27 protein-coding genes are annotated in these 24,873 nt (G+C 71.3%); 9 read left to right on the top strand and 18 right to left on the bottom strand.

What is annotated here, in order from left to right; translation table 11 throughout:
- Positions 1 to 104 precede the first annotated feature (104 nt).
- The gene (locus PV796_RS20730) at positions 105 to 893 is read left to right on the top strand and encodes a GntR family transcriptional regulator (protein ID WP_274914801.1); all 789 of its coding nucleotides are present in this window, start codon (positions 105 to 107) and stop codon (positions 891 to 893) included.
- 3 nt (positions 894 to 896) lie between these two features.
- Entirely contained in the window at positions 897 to 1,718 is an 822-nt protein-coding gene (locus PV796_RS20725) for a glycosyltransferase family 2 protein (RefSeq protein ID WP_274914800.1), read from the top strand.
- Here the strand turns inward: PV796_RS20725 and PV796_RS20720 are convergent.
- Together PV796_RS20720 and PV796_RS20715 are read right to left on the bottom strand one after the other, a co-directional pair.
- A complete protein-coding gene (locus tag PV796_RS20720) occupies positions 1,715 to 2,641 on the bottom strand; it encodes an FkbM family methyltransferase (protein ID WP_274914799.1) in 927 nt (308 codons plus the stop codon). The two genes, PV796_RS20725 and PV796_RS20720, sit on opposite strands and share 4 nt — an antisense overlap.
- A 91-nt stretch (positions 2,642 to 2,732) precedes the next feature.
- Positions 2,733 to 3,995, bottom strand: a complete 1,263-nt coding sequence (locus PV796_RS20715) for an amidohydrolase family protein (protein ID WP_274914798.1) — start codon at positions 3,993 to 3,995, stop codon at positions 2,733 to 2,735.
- A gap of 157 nt (positions 3,996 to 4,152) precedes the next feature.
- Between PV796_RS20715 and PV796_RS20710 the strand changes: the two genes are divergently transcribed.
- Positions 4,153 to 4,602 (top strand): DoxX family membrane protein, encoded by a 450-nt coding sequence (locus PV796_RS20710; protein WP_274914797.1) that lies wholly within the window; start codon positions 4,153 to 4,155, stop codon positions 4,600 to 4,602.
- Positions 4,603 to 4,700: 98 nt separating this feature from the next.
- Here PV796_RS20710 and PV796_RS20705 read toward each other — a convergent pair whose 3' ends face one another.
- From PV796_RS20705 to PV796_RS20670, 8 genes are all read right to left on the bottom strand, one after another.
- Positions 4,701 to 5,129 (bottom strand): RNHCP domain-containing protein, encoded by a 429-nt coding sequence (locus tag PV796_RS20705; protein ID WP_274914795.1) that lies wholly within the window; start codon positions 5,127 to 5,129, stop codon positions 4,701 to 4,703.
- A gap of 25 nt (positions 5,130 to 5,154) precedes the next feature.
- Complete coding sequence (locus PV796_RS20700; protein ID WP_274914793.1) at positions 5,155 to 5,520, bottom strand: RNHCP domain-containing protein; 366 nt, start codon at positions 5,518 to 5,520, stop codon at positions 5,155 to 5,157.
- A gap of 351 nt (positions 5,521 to 5,871) precedes the next feature.
- Entirely contained in the window at positions 5,872 to 6,276 is a 405-nt protein-coding gene (locus PV796_RS20695) for a Pycsar system effector family protein (RefSeq protein WP_274914792.1), read from the bottom strand.
- Between the two features lie 198 nt (positions 6,277 to 6,474).
- On the bottom strand, positions 6,475 to 7,773 hold the full coding sequence (locus tag PV796_RS20690) for a DUF4407 domain-containing protein (protein WP_274914790.1): 1,299 nt from the start codon (positions 7,771 to 7,773) through the stop codon (positions 6,475 to 6,477).
- The gene (locus PV796_RS20685; protein ID WP_274914789.1) at positions 7,766 to 8,836 is read right to left on the bottom strand and encodes a hypothetical protein; all 1,071 of its coding nucleotides are present in this window, start codon (positions 8,834 to 8,836) and stop codon (positions 7,766 to 7,768) included. Before PV796_RS20685 ends, PV796_RS20690 begins: the two co-directional genes overlap by 8 nt.
- A 78-nt stretch (positions 8,837 to 8,914) precedes the next feature.
- Complete coding sequence (locus tag PV796_RS20680) at positions 8,915 to 11,071, bottom strand: hypothetical protein (protein WP_274914788.1); 2,157 nt, start codon at positions 11,069 to 11,071, stop codon at positions 8,915 to 8,917.
- Positions 11,064 to 11,486 carry a hypothetical protein gene (locus PV796_RS20675; RefSeq protein ID WP_274914787.1) on the bottom strand — a complete coding sequence of 141 codons (423 nt, stop codon included), beginning with the start codon at positions 11,484 to 11,486 and terminating at the stop codon, positions 11,064 to 11,066. The genes PV796_RS20680 and PV796_RS20675 overlap by 8 nt, the downstream gene beginning before the upstream one ends.
- 423 nt (positions 11,487 to 11,909) lie before the next feature.
- Positions 11,910 to 12,605 (bottom strand): Crp/Fnr family transcriptional regulator, encoded by a 696-nt coding sequence (locus PV796_RS20670; protein WP_274919151.1) that lies wholly within the window; start codon positions 12,603 to 12,605, stop codon positions 11,910 to 11,912.
- 522 nt (positions 12,606 to 13,127) lie between these two features.
- Between PV796_RS20670 and PV796_RS20665 the strand changes: the two genes are divergently transcribed.
- Entirely contained in the window at positions 13,128 to 14,210 is a 1,083-nt protein-coding gene (locus PV796_RS20665) for an HpcH/HpaI aldolase/citrate lyase family protein (protein WP_274914786.1), read from the top strand.
- Entirely contained in the window at positions 14,203 to 15,093 is an 891-nt protein-coding gene (locus PV796_RS20660) for an HpcH/HpaI aldolase/citrate lyase family protein (protein ID WP_274914785.1), read from the top strand. The genes PV796_RS20665 and PV796_RS20660 overlap by 8 nt, the downstream gene beginning before the upstream one ends.
- A 42-nt stretch (positions 15,094 to 15,135) precedes the next feature.
- Here the strand turns inward: PV796_RS20660 and PV796_RS20655 are convergent, their stop codons facing one another.
- Together PV796_RS20655 and PV796_RS20650 are read right to left on the bottom strand one after the other, a co-directional pair.
- A complete protein-coding gene (locus tag PV796_RS20655; RefSeq protein ID WP_274914784.1) occupies positions 15,136 to 16,251 on the bottom strand; it encodes a CapA family protein in 1,116 nt (371 codons plus the stop codon).
- 74 nt (positions 16,252 to 16,325) lie between these two features.
- The gene (locus PV796_RS20650; RefSeq protein WP_274914783.1) at positions 16,326 to 17,369 is read right to left on the bottom strand and encodes a helix-turn-helix domain-containing protein; all 1,044 of its coding nucleotides are present in this window, start codon (positions 17,367 to 17,369) and stop codon (positions 16,326 to 16,328) included.
- A 51-nt stretch (positions 17,370 to 17,420) separates the two neighbouring features.
- Between PV796_RS20650 and PV796_RS20645 the strand changes: the two genes are divergently transcribed.
- Together PV796_RS20645 and PV796_RS20640 are read left to right on the top strand one after the other, a co-directional pair.
- Entirely contained in the window at positions 17,421 to 17,822 is a 402-nt protein-coding gene (locus PV796_RS20645) for a cupin domain-containing protein (protein WP_274914782.1), read from the top strand.
- 43 nt (positions 17,823 to 17,865) lie between these two features.
- Positions 17,866 to 18,231, top strand: coding sequence for a hypothetical protein (locus PV796_RS20640; RefSeq protein WP_446750694.1), 366 nt, complete (start codon positions 17,866 to 17,868; stop codon positions 18,229 to 18,231).
- On the opposite strand, the gene PV796_RS20635 is transcribed toward PV796_RS20640, so the two are convergent.
- The 3 genes from PV796_RS20635 to PV796_RS20625 all read right to left on the bottom strand — a co-directional run bounded on the left by PV796_RS20635 (position 18,215) and on the right by PV796_RS20625 (position 20,271).
- Entirely contained in the window at positions 18,215 to 18,592 is a 378-nt protein-coding gene (locus tag PV796_RS20635; protein ID WP_274914780.1) for a hypothetical protein, read from the bottom strand. The two genes, PV796_RS20640 and PV796_RS20635, sit on opposite strands and share 17 nt — an antisense overlap.
- A gap of 166 nt (positions 18,593 to 18,758) precedes the next feature.
- Positions 18,759 to 19,310 carry a LysM peptidoglycan-binding domain-containing protein gene (locus PV796_RS20630; protein WP_274914778.1) on the bottom strand — a complete coding sequence of 184 codons (552 nt, stop codon included), beginning with the start codon at positions 19,308 to 19,310 and terminating at the stop codon, positions 18,759 to 18,761.
- A gap of 244 nt (positions 19,311 to 19,554) precedes the next feature.
- Positions 19,555 to 20,271, bottom strand: coding sequence for a 4'-phosphopantetheinyl transferase superfamily protein (locus tag PV796_RS20625; protein ID WP_274914777.1), 717 nt, complete (start codon positions 20,269 to 20,271; stop codon positions 19,555 to 19,557).
- 278 nt (positions 20,272 to 20,549) lie between these two features.
- Between PV796_RS20625 and PV796_RS20620 the strand changes: the two genes are divergently transcribed.
- Both PV796_RS20620 and PV796_RS20615 read left to right on the top strand, forming a co-directional pair.
- The gene (locus tag PV796_RS20620) at positions 20,550 to 21,788 is read left to right on the top strand and encodes a sensor histidine kinase (RefSeq protein ID WP_274914776.1); all 1,239 of its coding nucleotides are present in this window, start codon (positions 20,550 to 20,552) and stop codon (positions 21,786 to 21,788) included.
- Positions 21,789 to 21,915: 127 nt separating this feature from the next.
- Positions 21,916 to 22,611: a response regulator gene (locus tag PV796_RS20615; RefSeq protein ID WP_376568727.1), complete on the top strand. Its 696-nt coding sequence runs from the start codon at positions 21,916 to 21,918 to the stop codon at positions 22,609 to 22,611.
- A gap of 30 nt (positions 22,612 to 22,641) precedes the next feature.
- Here PV796_RS20615 and PV796_RS20610 read toward each other — a convergent pair whose 3' ends face one another.
- The 3 genes from PV796_RS20610 to PV796_RS20600 form a co-directional block, all read right to left on the bottom strand.
- Positions 22,642 to 24,429: an FAD/NAD(P)-binding protein gene (locus tag PV796_RS20610; protein ID WP_274914775.1), complete on the bottom strand. Its 1,788-nt coding sequence runs from the start codon at positions 24,427 to 24,429 to the stop codon at positions 22,642 to 22,644.
- Between the two features lie 108 nt (positions 24,430 to 24,537).
- Positions 24,538 to 24,624 (bottom strand): class III lanthipeptide, encoded by an 87-nt coding sequence (locus PV796_RS20605; RefSeq protein ID WP_199812551.1) that lies wholly within the window; start codon positions 24,622 to 24,624, stop codon positions 24,538 to 24,540.
- A 79-nt stretch (positions 24,625 to 24,703) separates the two neighbouring features.
- Positions 24,704 to 24,790: a class III lanthipeptide gene (locus PV796_RS20600; RefSeq protein ID WP_199812551.1), complete on the bottom strand. Its 87-nt coding sequence runs from the start codon at positions 24,788 to 24,790 to the stop codon at positions 24,704 to 24,706.
- Between the last annotated feature and the right edge of the window lie 83 nt (positions 24,791 to 24,873).

The raw sequence follows: 24,873 nt of genomic DNA, 5'->3' as shown, positions 1-24,873 counted from the left end.
CGGCCGAGTCGTTGAGTCCTCATGAGGAGTCGTACGCTGGGAGTGGCGCCGGGGCCCTCGGCTCCGGTGGTCGGTCGGGGCGCCGAGGAGTGGAGTGGGCACCCATGGCAGTGGCGTACGAGCGGATCGCGGACGCGCTCCGGACGGCCATCCGGACCGGGCAGCTGCGGCCCGGTGACCGGCTGCCGGCCGAGACCAGGCTCGCCGAGCGGTTCGGGCGCAGCGTGCCGACCGTCCGGGAGGCGCTGCGGGCACTACGGGACGAGGGGCTCATCGAGAAGCGGCACGGCGTCGGCACCTTCGTCCGGCGTCCGCGGACCCCCGCCCGGCGCACCAACCTCCGGCACCAGTGGGAGAAGGACCGCGCCCGCGCGCCCCTGGAGCGGCGGGCCCAGACCGGCGCCACCGAGTACGAGACCGGGCTCCGGGCCGACGACCTCGTCTTCCGCGCCCGTTACCGCGAGGTCGCGGCCGACGCGGAGCTCGCCGGGGCGTTCGGCGTCCCCGAGGGCACCGAGCTGCTGGAGCGCTGCTACCGGACGCGGTGCGCGGCCGAGAGCGCCCCGTTCGCCCTGGTGACCTCCTGCCTCGTGCGCGCCGTGATCGCGGCCGATCCCGCCCTCCTGGATGCCTCCAACGAGCCCTGGCCGGGCGGCTCGCAGAGCCAACTGCACTCCGTCGGGATCGAGCTGGACCGCGTCGAGGAACATGTCACCGCGCGCCCGCCGACGCCCGAGGAGGCGGCGGAGCTGGAGCTGCCGCCCGGGACGTCGGTGCTGGTGCTGCGGAAGGTCTCGTACGCCACCGACGGGCGCGTCGTGGACGTCTCGGACGTCATCCTGCCCGGCGACCGCACGGAACTGCTGTTCGTAACTCCCTTGGAAAGGTGGTGAGCCGTGCCCCGGCGCATCAGCATCGTCACGGCCGTCCATGCCCCGTCCGCCCCGTTCCTGGCGGACGCCTACCGCTCGCTGCGGCAGCAGGAACTCCCCGAGGGGTGGGAGTGGCAGTGGGTCGTTCAGGAGGACGGGCGGAGCGCGGAGGTCGCGGGGGAGCTGCCGGATGACGCGCGGGTGTCGTTCCGGCAGGGGCGGCCGGGCGGACCGGGCGTCGCGCGCACCATCGCGCTGGCGCGCGCCGAGGGCGAGTACGTCAAGGTGCTGGACGCCGACGACCAGTTGGCGCCCGGCGCGCTCGCCCGCGACCTGGCCGCGCTGGAGACCGACCGCGGCCTCGGCTGGGCGACCTCGCGCGCCCTGGACCTGCTGCCCGACGGCTCCACGGTCGGCTTCGACGGGGACCCGGCGGCCGGCCCGGTCGAGCGGGGCGCGGTCCTGGACTTCTGGGCGGCCCACGACTTCCGGGCGCAGGTCCACCCGGCGACCCTCTTCGTCCGCCGCGAGCTGCTGCTCGCGCTGGGCGGCTGGATGGCGCTGCCGGCCTCCGAGGACACCGGTCTGCTGCTGGCCCTGAACGCCACCAGCCGCGGCTGGTTCACCCCCGAGGTGGGCCTGCTGTACCGGAAGTGGCCCGGGCAGGTGACCGGCCAGGCGTCGCACACCGAGGCGGCGGAGCGGGAGGCCCGCATGGCGGTGGTGGAGGCCCGGGCCCGCCAACTCGCCGCGTGGGGCTGGGGGTATCCGGCCTCACCCGCCGATGACGGCCGGCCCGGGCCCGGTGAGAGCCCGTCCGACGGAGCGGGGTCAGAAGCGCCCTAGGAAAGACGCTCCCCATCGACGCGGGAGAAGACGAGGTCGCTCTCCTCCACCACGGGGCCGCGCCAGCGGACCGCGGCGGAGGCCGCCGAGGCGGGCAGGGACGCCGGATAGCCGCCGGCGGCATAGGAGTTGGGGAGCCGGTAGGTGTGGAAGCCGTGCCGGGCCATGGTGTCCAGGAGCTCGTCGAGCGAGTCGCCCAGGCGCGCCATCCGCTCGGGGGTGACCTCCACGGTGATCTCGGCGTCCGGTCGGAGCCGCGCGAGGAGCGGTTCCAGGCCGCGCACCACCGCGCCCTCCGCCCCCTCCACGTCGATCTTGATGACCCGGGCGGCGGCGATCTCCTCGGGCTTGACGAGGGCCGGCAGCGGCTGCGCCTCGACGTCGAGGGTGATCTCGGCCGGTCCGTCGTACGGGACGATGCTGGCGGCGCCCATGTTGCGGGAGCTGGCGAGGATGAACGTCAGCGTCCGCTGGGCGTCGGAGACGGCGGCGTTGACGGTGCGGACGTTGCCGAGGTCGTTGAGCGCGAGGTGCTGTTCGAGCCGGCGGTGGAAGGTCGGCATCGCCTCGATGGAGACGACCTTGCCCTCCGGGCCGACCAGGTGGGCGGCGAGCAGGCTGAAGTAGCCGATGTTGGCGCCGACGTCGATGAAGGCGTCGCCGGGCCGCAGCCGGCGGCGGAGCCAGTGCGACAGGTGCGGCTCCCAGAGGCCGAAGAGGTAGAGGTAGCGCTGGATGAGGTCCTGGGTGTCGACGGCCATCCGGGCGCCGAACCGCGTGCGGACCACCCGGCGGCGCGGATGGTCCCGCAGGTACGGGTTGACCAGCCGTTCCGCCAGCGCGGCCTTGCCCCACAGGCCGGGCGCCTCGCGCAGGTAGCCGCGGCCCAACGTGGCCAGGGCCTCGGCCATGGTGTCGCTCATCCGATCGCCTCTCAGCGGGTTGGTGAACCGCCGTGCCGGGAGCCGGTGCCCCCGGCACCCCACCGCCGCGCGTGGTCGGCGCCGGCGGTGGTCACACGGCCGCTCGCGCACGGTCGAACGGCAGGTCCAGCATACGAATCGCGTTTCCGCGCAGGAGCTTGTAGGTCACCTCCTCGGACAGGTGGCCCACGTGGTCGGCGGCCACCTCCTTGGTGTGCGGCCAGGTCGAGTCGACGTGCGGGTAGTCGGTCTCGAAGGTGGCGTTGTCCACGCCCACGGTGTCGATCGCCGCGACGCCGTGCTTGTCGCGGAAGAAGCAGCAGAAGATCTGCCGGTAGTAGTACGTCGACGGCGGCTCCGGGACGAGGTCCTTGACCCCGCCCCAGGCGCGGTGCTCCTCCCAGACGTCGTCGGCCCGCTCCAGGGCGTACGGGATCCAGCCCATCTGCCCCTCGCTGTAGGCGAGTTTGAGCCGCGGGAACCTCACCAGCACCCCGCTGAAGAGGAAGTCCATCATCGAGGCCATGGCGTTGTTGAAGGAGAGCGACGCCTGGACGGCCGGCGGGGCGTCCGGGGAGGCCGCCGGCATCTGCGACGACGACCCGATGTGCATGTTGACCACCGTCCCGGTCTCCTCGCAGGCGGCGAAGAACGGGTCCCAGTAGCCGGAGTGGATGGACGGCAGCCCCAGGTAGGTGGGGATCTCGCTGAAGGTGACCGCCCGCACGCCCCGCGCGGCGTTCCGCCGGATCTCGGCGACCGCGAGGTCGATGTCCCAGAGGGGGATCAGGCACAGCGGGATCAGCCGGCCGCCGCTGTCCCCGCACCACTCCTCCACCATCCAGTCGTTGTACGCCCGCACGCAGGCCAGCCCGACCTCCTTGTCCTCCGCCTCGGCGAAGGTCTGCCCGCAGAACCGCGGGAAGGTCGGGAAGCACAGCGACGCCTCGACGTGGTTGAGGTCCATGTCCGCCAGCCGGGCCGTGGGGTCCCAGCAGCCGCGCCGCATCTGGTCCCGGGTGATCCCGTCGAGCGTCATCTCGTCGCGGGAGAAGCCGACGGCCGCGATGATGCGCTTGTACGGGAACAGCAGCCCCTCGTACTCCCACCAGTCGGTGATCTGGCCCTCCGGGTCCGTGGTGAACCGGTACTTCCCGCCGACGTAGGCCAGTTCGCCGATGCCGGCGGTGAAGGGCTTCGGGCCGCGGTCCCGGTACTTGCGCGGGAGCCAGGTCTCGAAGAGGTGCGCCGGCTCGATCACGTGGTCGTCCACGCTGATGATCCTCGGAAGCTCCCCCGTACCGCTGTTGCCGCTGGTCACGTTGTACCCCCAACTGCCGCGCCGGTGGGTCATGCCGGTCCGATATCTGACGACCCATCAGTTCGGAGGTTAGGAGCTCACCCCCGCAACCACAAGGGACGCCGGGAAACTCGACCCCTTGCGCGCGCGGAGCGCATCCGCTGAACTGACGCCTCGTCAGAATTCCTTGCGAGGGCGGAGGGCGGTTCACATGCAGACGATCTGGCTCGGCGGCGCCGCGTGGTGGGCGGTGCTGCGCATCGGCCTCGGTCTGTGGTGGCTGGAGAGCTGGCGCCACAAGGACAAGAAGAGCTGGTTCGCCGGCGGCGGCATCACCTGGGCGGCCGGGATCGCCGACGAACACCGCTGGCCCGTGGTCCGCAAGGGCTTCGACCGCGTCGTACGGCCGCGGCCACGGTTGATGGCGCACCTGGTCGCACACGCGGAGCTGGCGCTCGGACTCGGCCTGATCGTCGGCCTGTTGACGCCGCTCGCCCTGGCCGCGGGGCTGCTGCTCAATCTGATCTACCTGGTGCTGATGATCCACGACTGGGCGGAGCAGGGCCAGAACCTGATGATGGCGCTGATCTCGGCGGTCGGGCTCGGCGCGATGTGCTGGCAGGGCTGGTCGCTGGATGCGGCGCTGGGATGGTTCGGCTGAGGGGACGTGGGAGGCGGGGAGCGCAGGGGCGTTGGGGCGGGGGCCGAACCGCCGCGGTCAGCACGCGGCGGTGGTCCGACCCCCTCCCCACCCCCTCGTCAGAGCGCGAGCAGGGCGCGGGTGGCGACGCCCGGGTCCTGGAGCGGTCGGAGCGCCAGGTGGACCAGGGCCAGGGGGCTGTCGTCGCCGGCGATGCGGTTGGTGCTCAACTCGCCGCAGGACAGGCACTGGTGGATGAGCAGCCACTCGCCGTCCGGCCGGACCGTCATCCCCAGGGCCGCCATCCGGCCGCCGCAGTCCGCGGCGCGGTCGCCCGGGACCCTGCGGTCGACATGGCGGCTGGCCAGGCAGTTCGGGCAGTGGTTGCGGTGCGCGGTCCCCGGTGCGTCCAGGGGCACCTCCAAGCGGCAGCCCACGCAACGGAACGCGGGCGCCCGGTGGCCACCGGGGCCGTGCAACACGGTCTTGTGCCGCTGCGGACGGCGGTCGCGGCCGCGGCCGCCGTCGCGGTTGGTGCGTCGAGGCATCTGCGGTCCCTCCTTCCGGGCGCGGTCAGAGGGTGCCGAACGCCTCTAGCGGGAACGGCGGTTGGGCCAGCGGCCGGACGGCCATCCGCATCAGGATGAGCTGGTTGTCGTCGGCGCAGACCGGGTTGGAGGTGAGCTCGTCGCAGCGCACGCAGCGGTGGATCACCCGCCAGTCGCCGGTGCGCAGGACCGCGATGGCGATCGGGGACATCCGGCCGTGGCACGCGCTGGGGCCGCCCTCGACGTGGTCGAGGACGTGCCGGGAGTGCAGGCACGACGGACAGTGGTTGCGCCGGGCACCGTCGGCGGCGCACGCGGAGACGGTCAGGCCGCACCACGCGCAGGCGAAGGTGTCGAGGGCGAGGGGGGAGGGAGTGGTGGTGTGGGACACCCGGAGCTCCTTGCTGAGAAGTGGTTCGGAACAGCAAGAGCAGGCCAAGCGGCCCCGCCCGGGGGCGGTACGAGAGCACCGGAGAACGCGTCCGGCAGCCGCGACGACGAGGCGCGACGCGGGGGTGGGCGGACGGTTACGCGGTACGGCGGGGCGCACTCGGCGCGGGCCGGAACATAAACACCTTTTCCAGGGCACAGGGACCCAGAGGAGAACGAATGCGAGGACACCAGCTAACGCGGGGGGTGCGGGGGGTGTCAACGGATTTAATCCGAGGCGGTCGAGGTCGTAAGCGTCTCTACGACCGGTCTCGCCCCCTTCCTTCGCCCCGACCCACACGCAGGTCGCTAGCTAGGCCGACGTTCCAGTCAGCAAGCCCAGGAACGTCAGGGTAAGGAACACTGCGCTCCAGAACATCCCGTGGCGGATGTAGCGGTATTTGATCCACACCGTTCGGGACAGGGACACGAACTGGCTCAGGTCCCGGTCCTCAGGATCGGTCCGCTGCACGACGACCGCCAGCAACCGGACGGAGGTCGTCACGACCGCATCCCCGAAGTAGTGCGCCCGAAACCTCTGCGGCTTGCCTGCCCGGGGCACCACGGCCAGCCCAAGCATCACGAGAGCCGGCAGCCAGGACGCGCAACCCGTCCAGAAGAAGACCTGCGACACCGTTGGGTAGTACTGCGGGGTGATGCCGCCGGCGCTCAACGCTCCCACCAGAGCCGTCAACGCCACTCCCAACGCGCTGAGCATGAATCCCGCCTTGCTGTCCGCCCTCTGTAGTTCCTCCCGGGTCTCGATGATCAGAACGCGTACGAGCTCCCTGCTCTGAGCGTGCCGTGTGCTGTCACTCGGGCCAGACATGCCTCTCCCTCCGTGGGCGACCAAGCGGCCGCCCCGGGACGTGCCCGGGGCGGCCTATCTGCTGGTCCAGCTGTGCTCGGATCGCGGTCAGACGCCCGAGGTGCGTCGTAGTTCTTCTTCCAGGGCCTTCACCGCCTGGCGGACCCGGATGTTCATCGCCGCGGTGTGCTCACGGTTACCCGCCTCCGACTCGGCGCGGCTCCGTCGCACCTCCTGCTCGATGGCGTCCCGGGCCATCTCGATGTCCGCCATGGCCCGGCGTTCCGCAAGCCGCTCCTGCTCATCGTGGATCTTGACCGCGCTGTTGCTCGCAGTGGTCAGCATGCGGTCGTAGGCACTTTCGCCACTCAGAAACTTAACCAGCACCGGCAGTGCGTCGAGGAGCACAAACAGCACCCTCACCAGCCATACGCCGACGAACAGCACGCTGTTCCCGTTCGCGAGACCATCCAGCGCCCGCATCCGCTCCAGAACGCCGATCTCCTTCTGCTTCGCGCGTTCCTCTGCGAGACGCTGCTTGACGGCAGCGGCACGGGCCTGGAGGAAAGTGCCGCGCGAGGCGGTGACCTTCCCCTCCAGCTCCGAGACGCGACCGTTCATCGCGGCCAGTCGATGCTCGTTCTCCTGGGTACGGTGCGTGGCTCGGTAATCCTTCGCCTTCTCGCGCATCCGCAGGCATTCGGATGTCCGCTGGTACAGCCCGCTCGCGGCGTCACGGATGAGTTGGCGGCACTCGTTCCGCACATCGGTGTCGAGAACTTCCAGGCTGGTGTTGTCCTGGTCCACGCGCTTCTGGAGTGCGGCCGACTCCCCACGTAGCTGGGCGAGTTCGTCGGACTGACCGCCAGGCGTAGCCCCGAAGGACAGTACGTAGCGGCGGCAGTCGGACGGCGCCGCCGCAGCCGTCTGGGACGGTACCGGGTTGCACCACAGCAGGTTGCCGCGGAGTGCATCGAGTTCCCCGTTCCGTTCGTCCGTGACTCGCTCCACCACGGCAGTGGCGAATATGCGAAGCACCAACGGCTCGGCGACCACTGCACCGAGCACCAGGGCGATAGCCAGACGGAGCAGCAGGGGCCCCGCCTGGCGCCGGGCGTTCGGCTGAGGAGTGACGAGCCAGCGATCCAGGTTGAGGATGAAGAGCATCCAGATCAAGGTCGGGATCACGGCCAGGAAGGAAGCCCGGCCGAGGGCCTCGGTGGCGAAGTTCCACATGGAGAAGGCCGCTACGACCGAGGTACCCAGTACCACCCCGCCGAGCGCCGTGTACCTGCTGCGTTCGTACCCGACCCTGGCGAGCAGAGTCTCGTCGACACCGGTGAGACCACGCAGTCGTCGCGTCAACTCCAGACGCGCGACGGCCCGCGCGGTGGTGGAATCACTCAAGGAGATCGTCCTCGTCCTTGACGAAATCGTCGTTCGGCCGGCCCGGGCCACGTCCCGACCGGCCGGGCGTCTCCCGGCCGGCGGGTGCCCCGGGCTCCACGGCGCGCACGGGGTTACCGTCGCCGGAGGAGAGCTCGCCGGCACTCCCGTTCAACACCTGGTCGAGAGCCTGGTGGTAGTCGATGTAGTCACCCGATTCACCCATCTGACGCAGCAGGGTGAGCACCATGTCGCTGCGCACCTTCGCCTCCGCCGCCTCCCGGGCACGAACGTGGGCCCGGTCCTCTTCGCCCGCACGATGGCGGCGTCCAGCCTCCTCGTCCGCAACCCGGTGGACCCGGGCGGCGGCCTGGGCCACGTCGATGGCTTCCCTGGTGATCCCGAAGGCATCGGCGTGGGCCGACCCTTGGGCAAGCAGCTCGGCTATTCGGTAGGTGTCCTGCGTCTCGAACTCTCGTTGCCCACGGCGGAGTTCCTGGGACCGACGCTCATCGCGCATGGTCCGTTCCCAGCTCTGCAGGTCGTCCGAGGCATGCACGTCGGCGCTCACGAACTCGACGCTCATCCCCGCGACGCGCGGCGGCACGATCGCGCTGTAGGCGGTCAACCGGTGGGTCACCTCCCGACGCACGGAGTTGATCTCCTCCACGCGGTGGCCCGCGCTCACCTGGGGCAGTTCGCTGTCCACCGCCAGGTACGCACGCAGCGGCACTACGACGTCGACGGTCCCCTGTCGAGCGACGATCGTGGGGTCAGTGACCTGGCAGGCGAACGAAGCACTGATCGTGAAGTTGTCGGCCTCGCTCACCGACGGCACGATGCGCTCAACCTCCACGATGCGCGCCCTGGTGTCCACCAGGCTGACGGAAGAGGCGTCGAGCACGTCGGGATGGGACGGGTCGAACACCATGCCTTCCGGGAATTGGCGGTAATTGCCGCCGACCCTCAGGACATAGACCGCTCCCGGCGGCAGTACGGGCATGTCGCCGCGGCGGCGACGCCGCGTCCACCAGCTGCCCTGCACGGTGCCCAGCACGTGCTCGGCGACCACTGGATAGTTCACTTTCTTTGGCCTCCTTATTGGAAGGGAGGGGGGTGGGAGGGGGAGGAGGGGCGATGCATCAGCTGCCGCCACCGGCTATCACCCCAGCGATCCGAGAAGCACGACGGCCAACTGGCGGGCGCCGGGGATCGCGTAGTCGGGGTGCTTGAGTGCGTTGGACACGTCGTTGCTCAGCTTGTTCCACTGTCGGGCGGTCATCCCGTCGCGCATCGCCTCGCCCAGCGTCGCCACGGTGCCGGCGACCGAGGGGTCGTTACGCAAAGCCGTCAAGGTCCGGCAGAGGGCGACCACCGCTCCACGGCGAAAAACACTGAGCAGGACGTTGACCCACAGCGAGCCGAGGTGACGGGCGCTGCCCGGCACGAGTCGGAGAAGCTCCGCCGCAAGCGTGCCCACGCCCTCCAGCTTTTCCGCTTGGAGCAGTTGAGTGGTGGTGCGCAACGCGACGGCACGTTTCCGCGACCGCGGAGCAGTAGCGGCGATCTGAGTGCGCACATAGCGGAGCGTGAACAGGGCACGTTCCGGATCCTGTTCCGCGGTCTGCAGCAACAGAACCATCGACCGGCGTGCCGCGGAAGCCACCCGTTCCTGACGATGGGCCAAGAACCAGAGCCAGTTGAGGGCTTCGAGGCGGTAGAGCGCCCCAAGCGTTCCGGTCAGCGCCATAGCAGTCGTGACGGCACGGCCCGCACCGCTGCGATCCGCCCAGCTCAACGCAAGGTTCAGCGCCTGGGGCGCCAGGTGTTCGTCCTCAGACATGAGTTGGAGCGTGAGCGCGGCGGTCACCCGTTGCGCGGCTACCCCGTCGGACCACACCTGCAGCAGATACTCGTCTACTTCGGCGAGCGCATGCCGGGCGTAGAGAGCGATGCCCTTGGCCACTTCAGTGCGGACGTCCAGGTCTCCGAACTCCGAGAGGTGGGTCAGCCACTGTCGCAGTGGATACCAGAGTTCGTAGCCGTAGAGGTCGTGCAGTTCGGCGATGACGAGCGCGCGGATCCGGGGCGAGCCGAAGAGGATACGACGCTCGCTACGACTGGGGTCCTGGCCCGGTCCTGGGCGCCACTCGGTGGTGATGAGGCTGGTGGCCTGTTCCTTCCACTTCACTCGCGTCTGTGTGAAGGTCACACCGCGCAACGGCACCGCTCCCGCGCCTTCTGGCTCTGCTTCGCGCGGCGCCTCGATCTGTTCCCAATCCCGCACCTGCACGCTGAGCTGGAAGGACTGCATCTCGAAGACCCGTTCCGGTATCCCCTCCAGGAAAGCAAGGGCCGCCAGCGGAAGCAGGTCGCCGGCCGGCGGCTCCTGCTCGAACCAATTCCGGACGGTCTCCCTCTCGTTGTCCCGGAGCCGCTCCAGCACGGCCTCGGGGCCGACGCGCAACTGAGTGACCGCATCGACGATCTCCGCCGGACGGCGCAGGACCGCGATCCGGCGCTCCAGCTCCGCTGCGACATCAGGCGAAAGGTCTACCAAGGGGACCGTGCGCCGGCAGTGGTCCAGTAGCTCCAGCGGATCCGGAGCGTGCCACTGCACGCAATAGTCCTTCAGCGCCAGCCGTCTCCGTATGCCCTCGGCAGCAGTGATCACCAGATAGGAGTTGCTGCGCCGCAGTTCCTCGCTCAGCTTGCGGATCTCGAACGTCTGCACCGCGTCGACGTTCATCTCACCGACGTAGTCGAGGATCACGTAAGCCTGGTGCGACTTGGTGGCCCCTTGAGTCGCAAGTTCCGCCAGCGAATTGGCGGGAGAAAGGCTGCGCAGACCGATGTCCTGCCCCAACACCTCTCTGAGCAGAGCGAATGAGCCGGCGCCCCGCCCGCTGCTCTCCGGACCCGCCAAGACCACGATGTGGGCCGCGCCAAGCTTGGCGAGCGCCTCGTCGAAGCACGGCTGCGGAGGAAGGAAGAAACGCAGTGCCCCGTCGACCTCTTCGGGCGCCACGAACCCTGGAGCCAGTCCTGGAGTCGCGGCCGGCCCAAAGCCGAAGGTGGCGTCGGACGCCGCCACCGGCCCGTAGAAGTTGTTGGACACCCGTTGGCTCAGGACGCGGCTGAGGTCGTCGTATCCCCGGCCGTCCTCCTCTCGCTCATCGTGCCGGGCGCTCGGGCTCCAGTCGGCATCGCGGTCCGTTGCCGCCTTCGAGCGGCGCGCCTCTTGCGGCTGCACGTCCTCCTCGTCCCGATCGGCTGAAGGAACTTCGCTGAGGTCCGGGACCTCGGCGTCGTCAGCCACCGGCGCTCCCGAAACCCACCACACCGCCACGCAGGTCCACGGGAGCAGTGAAGTGGTTGACGTTGACCTGCTCGCCCCAATAACCGTGGCGAGCCTCCGAGTTATTGTCGGGACCGGAGCGTGACTCTTCCGTCGTCCCGACCTCGGAGCGAAGACCGCCCACGTCGCATCCGGGCACCTGGAGCCAGGCGGCGGCCTCGTACTCCTTCTCTTGGACCATGACACGCCGGAAGTCACCAGGGGTCACGGTGGTGTGGCCACCGGCCACCGTGGACCGGTATACGTCGTCGGAAAGCAGAAGGGCGAGGTCGGCGGACTCATGCGCCTTCAGGGCGGTGTACAGGTGCCGGGAACCGAGCATCCGAGCGGTCGCCACCACCGTCGATCCGGCAAATCCGTTGTCGGCTAGTTCCACGGGCCCTTGGTGGATGGCAGCTCGTAGCCTCATCCGGGCGGACTGGACACGGAGTCCGTTGTACTCACGTAGTTCCGAGACGAGGTGCCGCACGAAGTCGTCCACCAAACGCGGTTCCGTGCCGTCCATCGGTCGGACAGCGAGTTCTTCATCCCCTTTGGGTTGGATCTGCCACTGCGAGCGGTCCAGTCCCGTGCCACTCGCCGCACGGTAAAGAATCCGCGGAAGGTCGTGCTGGATTTCTGACTGCCTACGATCGTTGTTCCCCCCGTACCCCTGCGCATCAACGGCGATGCACGTACAGGGACGGAACCCGGCCCACTCGGCCACTCGGCCATTCCTCTCTCTAACGGCACCTCTGATGAGGTGTCGCCAGAGAGGTTAGGAGAGCCGGCACCAACGGATTCCCTATCTCTATGGGATTCACTCAACTACTTTGGCGAAAGACAGAAGTTTCGGTACGTCAAGGATCAACAACCTTCTGTAACTGCGCTCGACTAGTCCGAGTTGAGAGAGCGACGCCAGCGCCCTCTCCGCCGTCGGCAGGGCCACACCCGCGAGCGACGCCAATTCCGACTGATTGAGCGATAGGCCGATCTCGTGTCGCTTTCCGACCTTTTCCGGCGTCGGGTGCCCATAGGTCTGAGTCAATTCCACCAGCACCCTGGCGAGACGAGTGGAGGAGTCATAGGCGCGGAAGTCGATGCGGCGCTGGTTTGCCCACCGCAGCCGGGCGCTCAGCATGGCCAACATGGCCCGCATCGCGTCGGGATGACGCACGAGGAAGTCTTCCAAGTCCCTCAACTGGATGATCCGGGCGGATACTTCGCTGCAGGCGACGACGGTTCCGGAGCGAGGACGCCCTTCGAACGCGGCCATCTCGCCGACGAGGTCACCTCCCACGCGGACCGCGAGCAGCATCTCGTACCCGCTCTCCGCACTGGCGACCACCTTGACCACACCGCGGGTAAGCAGCAGAACGTGCCGACTCTCGTCACCCTGCTGAAGAAGCGGCCGGTGAGTGGGATACGCGATGCGGGTTCCATGACGCATGAGGTCTTCCAGAGTGCTGCCCTGCAACCGTCCCAGGAAGGTGGATTGCGGCCACACTTGATTCATCACTACCCCCGACTGTTTCCCGGCGCGACGCAGACACGCCCTACTCAATGGAGGCCAGCCATGCTGCCGCTGCGACGCAGGAAGACAAGAGCGCCGACGGCATCTGGCTTGATATTCCCCTGCGCCGCCCAGTATTGATCGAACACGCGCTTTAACTCATTACGGGGGCCCCAGAACATCACTCACCGTCAGGATTCGTATACGCATACGCGGACCGGCGGTTGAAGCATTGAGGCGCCATGCACTACCCCGGCGCAGGCAACCGCCTTGCCCTATTCGTCACCACTCCGGACGAGAGAGACCGAGCGACCACCCACAACTGCGCTTTGCGCGTGCCTAGTCTTGAACACTCCACGAAGCACGGGACACCCTTTGCGCGACGCTCAACCCAACAACCCCTCACCATTCGTGATCAACGGCACACATACTGCGCGGTAACAAGCGGGGGGCGGCGGGCCTAGAGTGTGCGCCGTTGGCCGGCTCCGGGTGGCGGGTCGGGTGGTCGGTGCGTTGGGAGGCAGGGTGCGCTCTCCGAAGGACTTCTTCCGTCCGTTGGCCGTGGGGGCTCCGGAGCCGGTCCGGGAGGTACCGTTCCGGCCGTCGCGGATGATCCACTTCTTCGATCCGGGCAATCCGCGGATGGCGGCCAAGGTGCCGGCCCTCGCGCCGGACGTCGATGTGCTGCTGGGCAACCTGGAGGACGCGGTCGCGGCAGACCGCAAGGAGGCGGCGCGGGCCGGGCTGGTCGAGGTCGCGCGCGGGACCGACTTCGGTGCCACGCAACTGTGGACGCGGATCAACAGCCTCGATTCGCCCTGGGCGTTGGACGATCTGCTGACGCTGGTCACCGAGATCGGCGACAAGCTGGACGTGATCATGGTGCCGAAGGTGGAGGGCGCCGAGGACATCCACTACGTCGACCGGCTGGTGGCGCAGGTGGAGGCGAAGGCGGGGGTGCGGCGGCCGATCCTGCTGCACGCCATCCTGGAGACGCCGCGCGGGGTCGCCAGTGTGGAGGAGATCGCCGGGGCGAGCCCGCGGATGCAGGGGATGTCCCTGGGACCGGCGGACCTGGCGGCCAGCCGGCGGATGAAGACGACGCGGGTCGGCGGCGGCCACCCCGACTACGTGGTGCGGGAGGACCCCCGGCCAGGGGCGGCGGACGGGCCGCGGGCGGTGTTCCAGCAGGACCTGTGGCACTACACGATCGCGCGGATGGTCGACGCCTGCGCGGCGCACGGAATCCTGCCGTACTACGGGCCGTTCGGCGACATCAAGGACACCGTGGCCTGCGAGGACCAGTTCCGCAATGCGTTCCTGCTGGGGTGCGTGGGGGCGTGGAGCCTGCACCCGGTGCAGATCGGGATCGCGAAGAAGGTCTTCTCGCCGGCGCCGACGGAGGTCGCCTGGGCGCGCCGGGTCATCGCGGAGATGGGCGACGGCACCGGTGCGGTGATGATCGACGGGAAGATGCAGGACGACGCCACGGTCAAGCAGTGCCGGGTGGTGCAGGAGCTCGCCGAGGCGCTGGCGGCGCGCGACCCCGAACTGCGGGACGCGTACGCGGCGGCGGGCGGCGGAGAAGGGGAGCGGGTCCGTGGCTGACGAGGGCTACGAGGGCACGGTGCGGGCGCGGCGGTCGGTGCTGTACATGCCGGGCGCCAACGAACGGGCGCTGGCGAAGGCGGCGTCGCTGCCGGCGGACGGGCTGATCCTGGACCTGGAGGACGCGGTCGCGCCGGACGCCAAGGAGGCGGCGCGGGAGCGGGTCGCGGCGGCGGTGGCCGCCGGCGGGTACGGCGGCCGGGAGGTCACCATCCGCGTCAACGGGCCGGGCACGCCCTGGTTCGCGGACGACCTGCGGGCGGCGGCCCAGGCCGGCCCGGACGCGGTGGTGGTGCCGAAGGTGGAGTCCGCTCAGACCGTGCGGGAGGTCGAGCGGCGGCTGGAGGAGGCCGGGGCGCCGGACCGCACCGCGATCTGGGCGATGGTGGAGACCCCGCGGGCGATGCTGGACGCCCAGGCGGTGGCCGGGGCGAGCGAGCGGCTGACGGTGCTGGTGATGGGCACCAACGACCTGGCGAAGGAGCTGCACGCAGCGCATGTGCCGGGCCGGGCGCCGCTGTTGACCGGGCTGTCGCTGGCGCTGCTGGCGGCCCGCGAGGCGGGGAAGGCGATCCTGGACGGGGTGTTCAACGACGTCCAGGACGCGGCCGGGTTCGAGGCGGAGTGCGTCCAGGGGCGGCAGTTCGGGTTCAACGGGAAGACGCTGATCCACCCGTCGCAGATCGAGCCGTGCAACCGGGCGTTCGCACCGGCGGACGCGGAGGTGGCCCGGGCCCGACGGACCATCGACGCGTTCGAGGCCGCGGCCCGGGAGGGGCGCGGGGTGGTCACCGTGGACGGGCGGATGGTGGAGAACCTGCACGTGGAGGAGGCGCGGCGGGTGCTGGCACTGGCCGCGGCGGTGGCGGGCGCCGGGCGGTAGGCGAGCGGTGGCCGGCCCAACGGGCCCGGTGGGCCGGCCGGTTCAGGCCGGCCGGAGGCTCAGGGCCGGTGCCGGGTCGAGGGCGAGGGCGCCGGGGGCGAAGCCGCGGGCGAGCCGGTCGAAGAGGGCGGCGAGCCAGCGGGCGTCCTCGGCACCGACATGGCACAGCCGCATCCGACGGGTCCGGAAGGGGACGATCCGCAGCTCCACGAGGCGGCCGGTGTCCGGCTCCAGCGCGGCGAGGTAGAGCGGGCGCAGGTCGTCGCGGTAGCGCTCGTAGCCGGTGATGCCCTCGTAGTCGTCGATGAAGTCCCCGCACCCGTGGAGGATGAGCTTGCCGGCGTAGAGCTCCAGGGGGCGCGGGTGGTGCGAGGAGTGGCCGTGGACGAGGTCCACGCCGGCGTCGACCAGGGCGCGTGCGCAGGCGGTCTGGGCACGGGGGACGGCGTAGCCCCAGTTGGAGCCCCAGTGCACCGAGACCATCGCCAGATCGCCGGGGCGCTTGTGGGCGCGGAGCAGGGCGGCGGCCTCGGTGGCGGTGGCGGGCGAGGGGCCGGCCGCCCAGTGGACGCCGCCGTGCCCGGCGGTCGCGGCCCAGGTGCGGGGGACGCCGCTGGACGGCATGCCCAGGCCGAGGACGAGAAGGCGGCGGCCGTCGGGCAGCGGGACGACCGCGGGGCTGCGGGCCGCCGCACCGTCGGCACCGGCGCCCGCCGTGCGCAGGCCGACCGCGGCCAGGCTGCGCAGGGTCTCGGCCAGCCCCTCGCGGCCGAAGTCCAGGACGTGGTTGTTGGACAGCACGCAGACGTCGGGACGGGCGGCGGCCAGACAGGGCAGGTTCGCCGGGTGCATCCGGTAGTGGATCTCCCGGCCGGGGGCGAAGGTGCCGTACCGGGTGACCGCGGTCTCCAGGTTGAGCACCCGGGCGGCGGGCGCGGCGGCGTCGAGCACGGACAGCGCCTCGCCCCAGGGGTAGCGGAAGCCGACGGGGCGGGGGATCAGGCCGCCCGCCGCCTCGGCCAGTCCGGCGTAGACCCGGGCGTCCTCGACATACGCCTCGCGCAGCTCGGGGTCGCCGGGGAAGGGCAGGATCTGGTCGACCCCGCGGCCGAGCATCACATCGCCGCAGAGTGCGAGCGTGACGGGATCAGCGGTCATCGACGTTCACCGGCTTCCGCTTCCAGGTTAGGGGCCGGGCGGCGGGCCCGTCGTACGACCGTCCGGGCGGTGTTTCACGGGAAACGGCGTGTTTCACGTGAAACGGTGCGGTCTTCCGCACTCTCCGGTCCGAAGCGGCGGCGGTAGGCGGACGGGGTCAGCCCGGTCTCCCGGCGCATCAGGGCCCGCAGATGGGCCGCTGTGCCCAGGCCGCTGCGGTGGGCGACCACGTCGAGGCGGGTCTCGCCGCGCTCGATCAACCGGCAGGCCAGGGCGGTCCGTTCGGCGGTGAGCCAGGCCAGCGGGGTGGTGCCGAGCTGGGCGCGGAAGCGGCGGTGCAGGGTGGCCGGGCTGACCGCGGCGCGGGCGGCCAGGTCGGCCACCGACAGCGGGGCATCGAGGCGTTGTTGGGCCCAGGCCAGGAGCGGGGCGAGCGACGCGTCGGGGACCCGGGGCACCGGGCGCTCCACGAACTGCCGCTGGCCGCCGTCCCGATGGGCGGCGAAGACCAGTCGGCGGCTGACCGTATTGGCGATCTCCGCGCCGTGGTCGCGGCGGACCACGTGCAGTCCCAGGTCGAGCGCGGCCGCGCTGCCCGCCGCGGTGAGGATGTCGCCGTCGTCGACGAACAGCACGTCGGTCTCCAGGCGGACGGCGGGGAAGCGGGCCCGGAAGGCGTGGGCCCACTGCCAGTGGGTGGCGGCCCGCCGGCCGTCGAGGACGCCCGCCTCGGCGAGGGTGAAGGCGCCGGTGCAGAAGCTGAGCAGCCGGGCGCCGCGGGCGTGGGCCCGGCGGACGGCGTCGAGCAGCGCGGGGCGGCGGGGCACCTCGACGTCGGGGCGCTGCGGGACGATCACGGTGTCCGCGTCGTCGGCCGCGTCCAGCCCGGCGACCCCGGCAAGGGTGAAGACGCCGTCCCGCATCACGGTCCGCGGGGAGGGCGCGCAGAGCGCGAAGTCGTAGAGCTGGCGCCCTATTTCGGGGCGCGGGAGGCCGAACACCTCGATGGCGCAGCCGACTTCGAAGGGATTGGTGTTCTCGTCAACGAGGGCGACGACGCGATGCGGACGGGACGGACGGGACGGGGCGTGGCGGGGTTGCGAGGATCGTTGCGGCATGTGCGATTCCTAGCACTCGTGGCGGCCGGCCCGGCGGGACAAGATCGCCCCATGAGCACACACCCCGACCAACCGCAGGATCTCGCGGCGGCGCTGGCCTCCTTCGACGCGCTGTGGAGCCCCCGGATCGTCACCCGGGTCAACGACTACGACGTCCGGGTCGCCAAGGTCGCCGGCGCGCACCTGTGGCACGCGCACGACGACACCGACGAGTTCTTCCTGGTGCTGGAGGGGGAGTTGTTCCTCTCGTTGCGGGAGGAGGCCGGGGAGCGGACCGTCCGGCTCCCCAAGGGCGCCGTCTTCACCGTCCCCCGGGGCATCGAGCACCGGCCCCATTCCCCCGCCGGCGCCCATCTGTTGCTCTTCGAGCCCACCGGCACCTCGACCGTCGGCGACCGGCACGAGGAGGTCCCCGACCACGTGGACGCCACCACCGGCCACCCCCTGGGGTAGCCGCGCACAGGCGGGCACGGTCGCCGAGGCATGCGGGCTGGTGGTGTTCGGCACCGGAAGCGCACGGGCGCAGCCCGCTCCGGACGGTTCGCTGCTCTCCGCGGTGGCGGGTGCCGATCTCGGCACCGTCACCGGCATGGTTTCCGGCGTGATGTGCAACAACCGTCTCGCCGACTTCACCTACAGGTCACCGGTGAACCGTTCACCACACCCCTGCGTCAACGGGCCGGTGCACAGCGGAAACAGCAAGAACAGCAAGAACAGCAACAACTTCCTCAACCACGGAAACCCCGTCGACAGCGGGAACATCGAGACGGCCAGCGGCTCCACCAACAGCCTCAACACGGTCTACGGTGCGCAGCGGGGCAGCAGCAACAACATCGCCAAGATCCTCACGTTCCGGCCCTGAGCGGGCCGAAGCGCTGCATGTGGTTGGCGCTGGCCGCCGCGGCGCCCGTGCCGGTGTTGCCGCTGTTGTTGGACCCGCTGTTGTTCACGGGGCTTCCGCTGTTACTGGGATTCCCGTTCGTCCGGACGTTCCCCGCGTCCTTGGTGTTACCGCTGTTGATGGCGCCGTTGACGCAGTAACGGGCCCGGCCCTCGCACGCGAAGCCGGACGAGAACTTCACGAGGGTGTCACCGTCCGCGTCGAACGGCCCGTCCCCCCCAGCCTCCCCGCGCCGTCGCCGGCGTCGCCCCGCCCCGCCCTCCACCAACAACACCCCGAAAAACCCGGCGAACGCCAGTTGCTCACCACTCGTCTTCTTCACTTCGCGTTCCTGTCCCTCATGAGGGGAAAGCCCCTTGGAAGACCCTTGGAAAACCCGCGGTCTTGCTACCGGCACCGAGCAGACCGACCAAGCCCGAAGTGCCGCCACCCGCCCGCGTTCACCCCGGCCGCCCACCGGATTCAGCCATGACGGCCGCGCCTTCCGCTCAGCCCCGCAAGCGCAGTTGTTGTCCCGGGTGAATGCGGTTGGCGCCCTGGGTGAGGCGGTCCTTGTTGAGGGTGTAGAGGGCGGAGGGGCCGCCGGGGACGTGGGTGCGGTGGGCGATCGCGGAGAGGCAGTCACCGGCGTGGACGGTGTAGGTGGCGGTGCGGAGGGGGCCGGGGGCGCCGCTGGCCGAACGGCGGCCGTGTTGACCGCAGTTGGGCCACGGGGACAGGCCGAGGTCCTGGGCGATGCGCTCGCCGATGGCGATCTGCTCGTCGCGGGTGGCGAGGTCGGCGCGCGGGGCGTAGCGGTGGCCGCCGTAGGCGCGCCAGGTGGACGGGGAGATCTGGAGGCCGCCGTGGTAGCCGTTGCCTGTGTTGGAGTGCCAGTCGCCGCTGCTCTCGCAGGCGGCGATCTGGTCCCAGTCGGTGCCCGTTGGCGGTGGATCGGCGGCCGCGGGGCCGGCGACGCCCATCAGCGCCAGGAGGGAGGCCAGGGCGAGCAGGGCGGACGGGATCGGTCCGGCGGTGCGTCCGGCGAGCGGCGACGGCATGGGTACTTCCTCCTGCGCAAGCGGCGTCGCGGCGTCGTGCTCGCCACGACTCGAAGCACGCAACAGGTAACCCGTCAAGAGGTCCCACGGAAGTTCCGGGCGGGCCGAGGGGATTGTTTTTCACCCGGGCGGGCCCCTGCCGGACGATTGCCGGGTGGCGCAAATGAACTGTCGCGGCGCGCGGCGGGATTCCTTTTTCCGCCGGGGAGGCGGCGGAAAAAGGAAGGCGGCCGGCGCCGCGGGGTCAGCGGAAGGAATAGGCGAAGGACGGGATGACGCAGGGCGGTTCGGGGGTGGCGACCGCGAACTCGTAAGCGGCCGAGAAGCGGAAGTTCCGTACGCGGACCGGGATTTCGGTGCCGCAGGGGCCGGGGACGGCGACCGTGCCGGTGTCGGAGGGGAAGCCGGCCTCGATCCGCTCCGGGGCGAGGGAGAGGCCGCTGCCGACGGCCTGGAGGGCGGCGTCCTTGCGGACCCAGTATCGGGTGATGAGGCGTTCGCGTTCGGCGGCCGGGCGGGCGGCGGCGGTGCGGGACTCGTGCGGGGTGAGGATCTCGTAGGGGGTGTGCAGCGGGGAGGACTCCCGGCGTACGTGGCGCACGGACTCGACCGAGAAGCCCATCTGGCGGGCGCCGTCGCCGCAGGCCACGACCAGGAGGCCGTGCGTTCCGTACAGTTCCCAGTGGGCGGCGGCGGTCATCGCGGTGCGCACCCGGGACGGGAGTCGGGCGAGCAGCCAGCCGCGCGAGGCGGCGTCGAGGGTGGCTCTGGTATGGCCGTTGAGGCCCGGACAGCTCTCGGCGGTGAGCTCGCTCCCGGAGCCGGTGGGTGGGGCGGATCCTTCGGGGCCGGGGCCCACGGGAACCACGAAGACGGGCACCTGGTCGGTGCCGTCCTGGCCGGGGAGACCGTGGTCGGCGAGTTCCGGGGCGAGATCGAGAAGAGCGGCGTTCGTTTCCACGTACTTTCCGTCCTCCACAGTTGAGCGGCGGCTCGGCCGTTCCGGAAGGCGACGGCCGGCAATCGGTGGCGACTTTGGCCTCCCCCTTTTTCGCCTACATCGATCGATACAGTCAGGCCAAGGTTTGCATGTCCTCCGTAACCTTGGAGTCATCCCTCCTGCCGATGTCCGGCTACATACTTCGATGTACGGAACGGCGATCCAATTCGGCAGTCAGGGCAAGGCGTCCGCGCATCCGGCGGACGTACTGTCCTGGTGTGTGGTTACGCCAATTCGCAATGCCCCGGCCACCCCGTACGCCGATACCGCTGCGCGATCTCCGGCTGGCCGTGGGGTTCTTCGCCGGCTGTCTGATCCTCTACGTGGTCGGCGGGGCCCGGGTGATGGGCGGGCAGGTCCCCGTGTGGCAGGCGGTGCTGCCGGTGGCGGTGTTGTGCGGCTCGACCGCCTTCCGCAGCGTCGCGCCGGGCCGGGCGGTGCTCGTCGGCACGGTCACCGTCACCCTGGAGGCGGCCGTCAGCGGCGGGTTGGGGCCGGTGCTGATCTACACGGACCTCCTGTACGCGGCGGCGCTGTACGGGGCGCCGTGGCTGTGCCGGGCGCTGCAGTTCGGGACCGTCGCGGCGACCATGGCGGCCACCGTGGTCTTCCTCCTCATCGGCGACCGGTCGGAGGGGGTGACCACCGGGCTCATCGTGGCGCTGCTGCTCATCTCGCCCGTATGGACCGGGGTGTTGATACGGAACCACAAGGAACAGGCGGACGCCGAACGGCAACGGGCGGCGCAGATCAACCGGCTCGCCGAACTGGACCGCAAGACCGTGCTCCAGACCGAACGCACCCGGATGGCCCGGGAGTTGCACGACCTGGTGGCCAACCACCTGAGCGCGATCGCCATCCACTCCAGCGCGGTGCTCTCGCTCCAGGAGGCCAAGGGCGCCGACGGGGCGGCGCCGGACGCCGACGACCCGGTGCTGCGGGCGCTGGCGGTGATCCGCGAGAACAGCGTGCAGGGACTGGCCGAAATGCGCCGCATGGTGGTGCTGTTGCGCTCCGATCGGGCGGTCGACGACGACTGGGACCGGCCACAACTGGGCGCGCTGCCCACGCTGGTGGAGCAGGCCCGACCGGCGGCCGACGCGGCGGCGCTGACGTTGGTCACGGAGTTCCCCGAGCACTTCCCCGAGGTGTCGTCGGTGATCGAGGTGACCGCGTACCGCATCGTGCAGGAGGCGTTGACCAACTGCCTCAAGCACGCGGCGGCCGGGCGGGTGCGGATCCGCTGCGAGGCCGGCCCCGAGGAGCTGACCCTGTGGGTGGACAGCCCGTTGGCCCGCCCGGGCGGGCGGGGACAGCAGCGGCCCGGAGACCCGCCGACCACCGGGGCCGGCGCCGGCCTCGCCGGGATGTCGGAGCGGGCGGCGCTGGTGGGCGGGGTGTTCGACGCGGGCCCCGACCGCTCGGCCCCCGGACGGTGGCGGGTGAGGGCGGTGCTGCCGCTGGACCGGAACTCCTGAAGAGGAAGGCCCGCGGACGCGGGCCGATCCCGCACCGGGCAGCGAGCGAGAAGGGGAGCAGACAGTGGAGCGAGCGGCACAGCAGGCACAGCAGGCGGCGGGACGGACCGTGGAGGAGGTGCGGGCGGTGGGCCCCGAGGACACCGGGTCGGGCATCCGGGTGCTGGTCGCCGACGACCAGGCCGCGGTGCGGTCCGGGCTGGTGCTGGTGCTCCAGACCGACCCGGACCTGACGGTGGTGGGCGAGGCCGGCGACGGCGAGGCGGCGGTGCGGATGGCCGACGAACTCCGGCCCGACGTGGTCCTGATGGACGTGCAGATGCCGCTGCTCAACGGCGTCGCGGCCACCCGCCGGATCGTCGAGGGCGGGCTGGCGCAGGTGCTGGTGCTGACCACCTTCGACCTCAACGAGTACATCTTCGGGGCGCTGCGGGCCGGCGCGGGCGGCTTCATCCTCAAGAACGCCGAACCGGCCGTGCTGGTGCGGGCGGTGCGCGACGTGGCCCACGGGGACGGCTTCCTCACCCCGGCCATCGCCCGGCGGCTGATCGGCGAGTTCACGCACCAGGCACCGATGCCGGCGGACGGGCCCGGGCTGCCCGACGGGGCGGCACAGGCGCTGGAGACGCTCACCAAAAGGGAGTTGGAGGTGCTGGCCTGCATCGCGCGCGGCCAGGCCAACAGCGCCATCGCCGAGACCCTCCACCTCGCGGAGGGCACGGTCAAGACGCACACCAGCCGGATCCTGTCGAAGCTGAACCTGCGCAGCCGGGTGCAGGCGGCGATCCTGGCGCAGCAGTACGGGCTGACGCCGCGCGGCTGAGCGGACCGGGCGGGCCGCGCCCGCGCCGCGTCAGCCGCCGGTGAGCAGGCGGCGGGCGAGGGCGTCGGTCTGCCGCAGCGCCGTGGCGTTGGCGCCGGGCCGCGGGAACTGCGCCGGGCCGAGCACGAAGCGGTCCCGGTGGACGGCCCCGTCCGCGTCGACCGGGTGCAGCGCGGGGCCGTCCAGCCGGGGCAGCGCCGCGCCCTCGCCGCCGGGGGTCGGGGCCAGTTCGCCGCGCCGCCACAGCGCGCGCAGCAGCGGGTCGGCGAGGCGGTCGGGGGCCGGCATCGCCAGCCGGGCGTCCAGGAGGACGGCCGCCTCGTGGACGGTGCCGGGGACGGCGGGGCTGGTGGCCCGGAAGGCGTCGCGGTCGGCCGTCACCCGCAGGTCGGGTCCGGTGAACGTGACGATGCCCGCCTCGGCCAGCGCGAGCAGTTGGGCGGCCCGCAACGGCGGCGGTCCGGAGCTGAGGAAGGTGCCGAGCGCGAGGCGGCGCAGCGCGTCGACGAGCGCGGTGCCGGCCAGGTCGCCGGCCCGCCACAGCTCCTCGACGATCTCGCCGGTGCGGCGCAGGGCGTCCACCAGGGCGCGTTCGGTGCCGGCGGCCGGGCCGGTGCGGCGGCGCAGGGTCGTCACCAGGTGGGCGCGCAGCTGGCGTTGGAGGTCGTGGGAGTCGGCGAAGGTGCGGCCGGCCAGCGGGGCGGCCAGCCGGTCGAGGTCGAGCCGGTCGGCGGGGTCGGGCACCGCCGCGGCCGCCAGTTTGGCGAGCCGGCCGGCGTCGGTGACCAGCACGGCGTACTGGGCGTCGAAGTCCGGCCAGGTCATCCGGGTGCGCTCGGGGGCGGCGGCGAACAGGGCGCGGTAGTGCCACCAGCCCAACTCGGCCCGGAACAGCGGCCACAGGTCGCGGTCGAAGTCCGCGCCGGGACGGTCGAGCGCGGCCCGGCAGGCGGCGGCGGTGGCGAAGCGCGCGGGTTCCTCGGCGGCGGACGGGCCGGCCGGGTCCGGGGCCGGCTTCGGGGGGAGCGGGACGCCGCGCCGGGAGCCCGCGTACAGGCGCGGCTCGCGGCCGGAGGGGAGGTAGCGCAGCGGCCCCTCGGGCGTGCGGACGAAGCGGCCGCCGCGACCCTCGGTCAGCAGCGCCAGGCAGTCGATGAAGACCAGGCCGAGGCCGCGGGCGAGGACCGGCGCGCCGGGCGGGATGCGCTCCAGGGCGGCCGGGTCGGCCGGTCCCGGGCCGATCCGCAGCAGGCCGGGCGGGGCGGGCTCGGGAAGGACGTCGGGGTGCCCCTGGGCGAGCACCACCCGGTCGGCGCGGACGGGCCGGCCGGAGTCGAGCAGCACCTCCTGGCGGCCGTCGTCGGTGCGCCGCAGGTCGACCGCGCGCGCCCGGTGCAGATGCAGCCGGACCGAGGCGGGTGCCGCTGCGGTCACCTCGGCGAAGAAGCGGCGCAGATAGCGGCCCTGGTCGCGGCGGGCGGCGTAGGCGCCGTCGTGCAGCGGGCCGTCGAGCCAGGCGGCGGTGGTGGGGCCGGGGCGCGGCGGGCCGGCGCAGTCGACGGTCGCGTCGGGGTAGACGGTGACCTGGTCGGCGGCGGAGTTCATCCACAGCAGGCCGGGCTGGTCGGTGTGCCAGGTGCGTCCGGCGCCGGGCGGGTAGGGGTCGACGAGGTGCAGCGCGAGCGGCCGATCGCCGTACAGCGCGGGGACGTTGGCGAGGATCCGCTCGACGAGACTGGCGCCGCGGGGGCCGCAGCCGATGACGCAGAGGGCGAGCGGTGCGCCGCGTTCCGCGGGGTGCTGCCCGGCCGTGCCCATCGTCGTCCTCCCCGTGCCGTCTGCCGTGGACCGTCCGCCGTCGGTCCGTTGGTGCCCGACGCGAGGGCCCGGTGACCCGCACCGCAGGGCGGGTCACCGGGCGCGATGTCAGCAGCCGGTGCTGACGGTGGAGCCGAGCGCCTGAGCCTCACGCTCGCCCGGCACCTCCAGGCCCTGAAGGTCCATGATGGTCATCGAAAACACCTCCCTTCCGAAGTCCCTTGGTTCTGTGTACTGTTGACAGTTCCGGTGTTCCCGGACACCGGGCGGTGCGTCAGCAGCCGGTGCTGACGGTGGAGCCGAGCGCCTGAGCCTCACGCTCGCCCGGCACCTCCAGGCCCTGAAGGTCCATGATGGTCATCGAAAACACCTCCCTCCGGGGGTGAGCAGGAGCGGTGGACAGCAGCGCTGATGCGTCGGGTGCCGTTGCGGGACACCCGGTCC

The organism is Streptomyces sp. WZ-12 (assembly GCF_028898845.1).
Taxonomy (GTDB): Bacteria; Actinomycetota; Actinomycetes; order Streptomycetales; family Streptomycetaceae; genus Streptomyces.
The sequence above is the reverse complement of the archived record's forward strand: the minus strand, read 5'-3'. Positions and strand labels throughout refer to the sequence as shown.

Excerpts from the sequence above, each read along its gene's own strand:
- PV796_RS20730 (WP_274914801.1), top strand. The coding sequence starts at position 105 with ATGGCAGTGGCGTACGAGCGGATCGCGGACGCGCTCCGGACGGCCATC.
- PV796_RS20645 (WP_274914782.1), top strand. The coding sequence starts at position 17,421 with ATGAGCACACACCCCGACCAACCGCAGGATCTCGCGGCGGCGCTGGCC.
- PV796_RS20605 (WP_199812551.1), bottom strand. The coding sequence starts at position 24,624 with ATGACCATCATGGACCTTCAGGGCCTGGAGGTGCCGGGCGAGCGTGAG.
- PV796_RS20630 (WP_274914778.1), bottom strand. The coding sequence starts at position 19,310 with ATGCCGTCGCCGCTCGCCGGACGCACCGCCGGACCGATCCCGTCCGCC.
- PV796_RS20610 (WP_274914775.1), bottom strand. The coding sequence starts at position 24,429 with ATGGGCACGGCCGGGCAGCACCCCGCGGAACGCGGCGCACCGCTCGCC.
- PV796_RS20695 (WP_274914792.1), bottom strand. The coding sequence starts at position 6,276 with ATGCTCAGCGCGTTGGGAGTGGCGTTGACGGCTCTGGTGGGAGCGTTG.
- PV796_RS20670 (WP_274919151.1), bottom strand. The coding sequence starts at position 12,605 with ATGAATCAAGTGTGGCCGCAATCCACCTTCCTGGGACGGTTGCAGGGC.
- PV796_RS20720 (WP_274914799.1), bottom strand. The coding sequence starts at position 2,641 with ATGAGCGACACCATGGCCGAGGCCCTGGCCACGTTGGGCCGCGGCTAC.
- PV796_RS20710 (WP_274914797.1), top strand. The coding sequence starts at position 4,153 with ATGCAGACGATCTGGCTCGGCGGCGCCGCGTGGTGGGCGGTGCTGCGC.
- PV796_RS20705 (WP_274914795.1), bottom strand. The coding sequence starts at position 5,129 with ATGCCTCGACGCACCAACCGCGACGGCGGCCGCGGCCGCGACCGCCGT.
- PV796_RS20650 (WP_274914783.1), bottom strand. The coding sequence starts at position 17,369 with ATGCCGCAACGATCCTCGCAACCCCGCCACGCCCCGTCCCGTCCGTCC.
- PV796_RS20600 (WP_199812551.1), bottom strand. The coding sequence starts at position 24,790 with ATGACCATCATGGACCTTCAGGGCCTGGAGGTGCCGGGCGAGCGTGAG.
- PV796_RS20655 (WP_274914784.1), bottom strand. The coding sequence starts at position 16,251 with ATGACCGCTGATCCCGTCACGCTCGCACTCTGCGGCGATGTGATGCTC.
- PV796_RS20620 (WP_274914776.1), top strand. The coding sequence starts at position 20,550 with ATGCCCCGGCCACCCCGTACGCCGATACCGCTGCGCGATCTCCGGCTG.
- PV796_RS20715 (WP_274914798.1), bottom strand. The coding sequence starts at position 3,995 with ATGACCCACCGGCGCGGCAGTTGGGGGTACAACGTGACCAGCGGCAAC.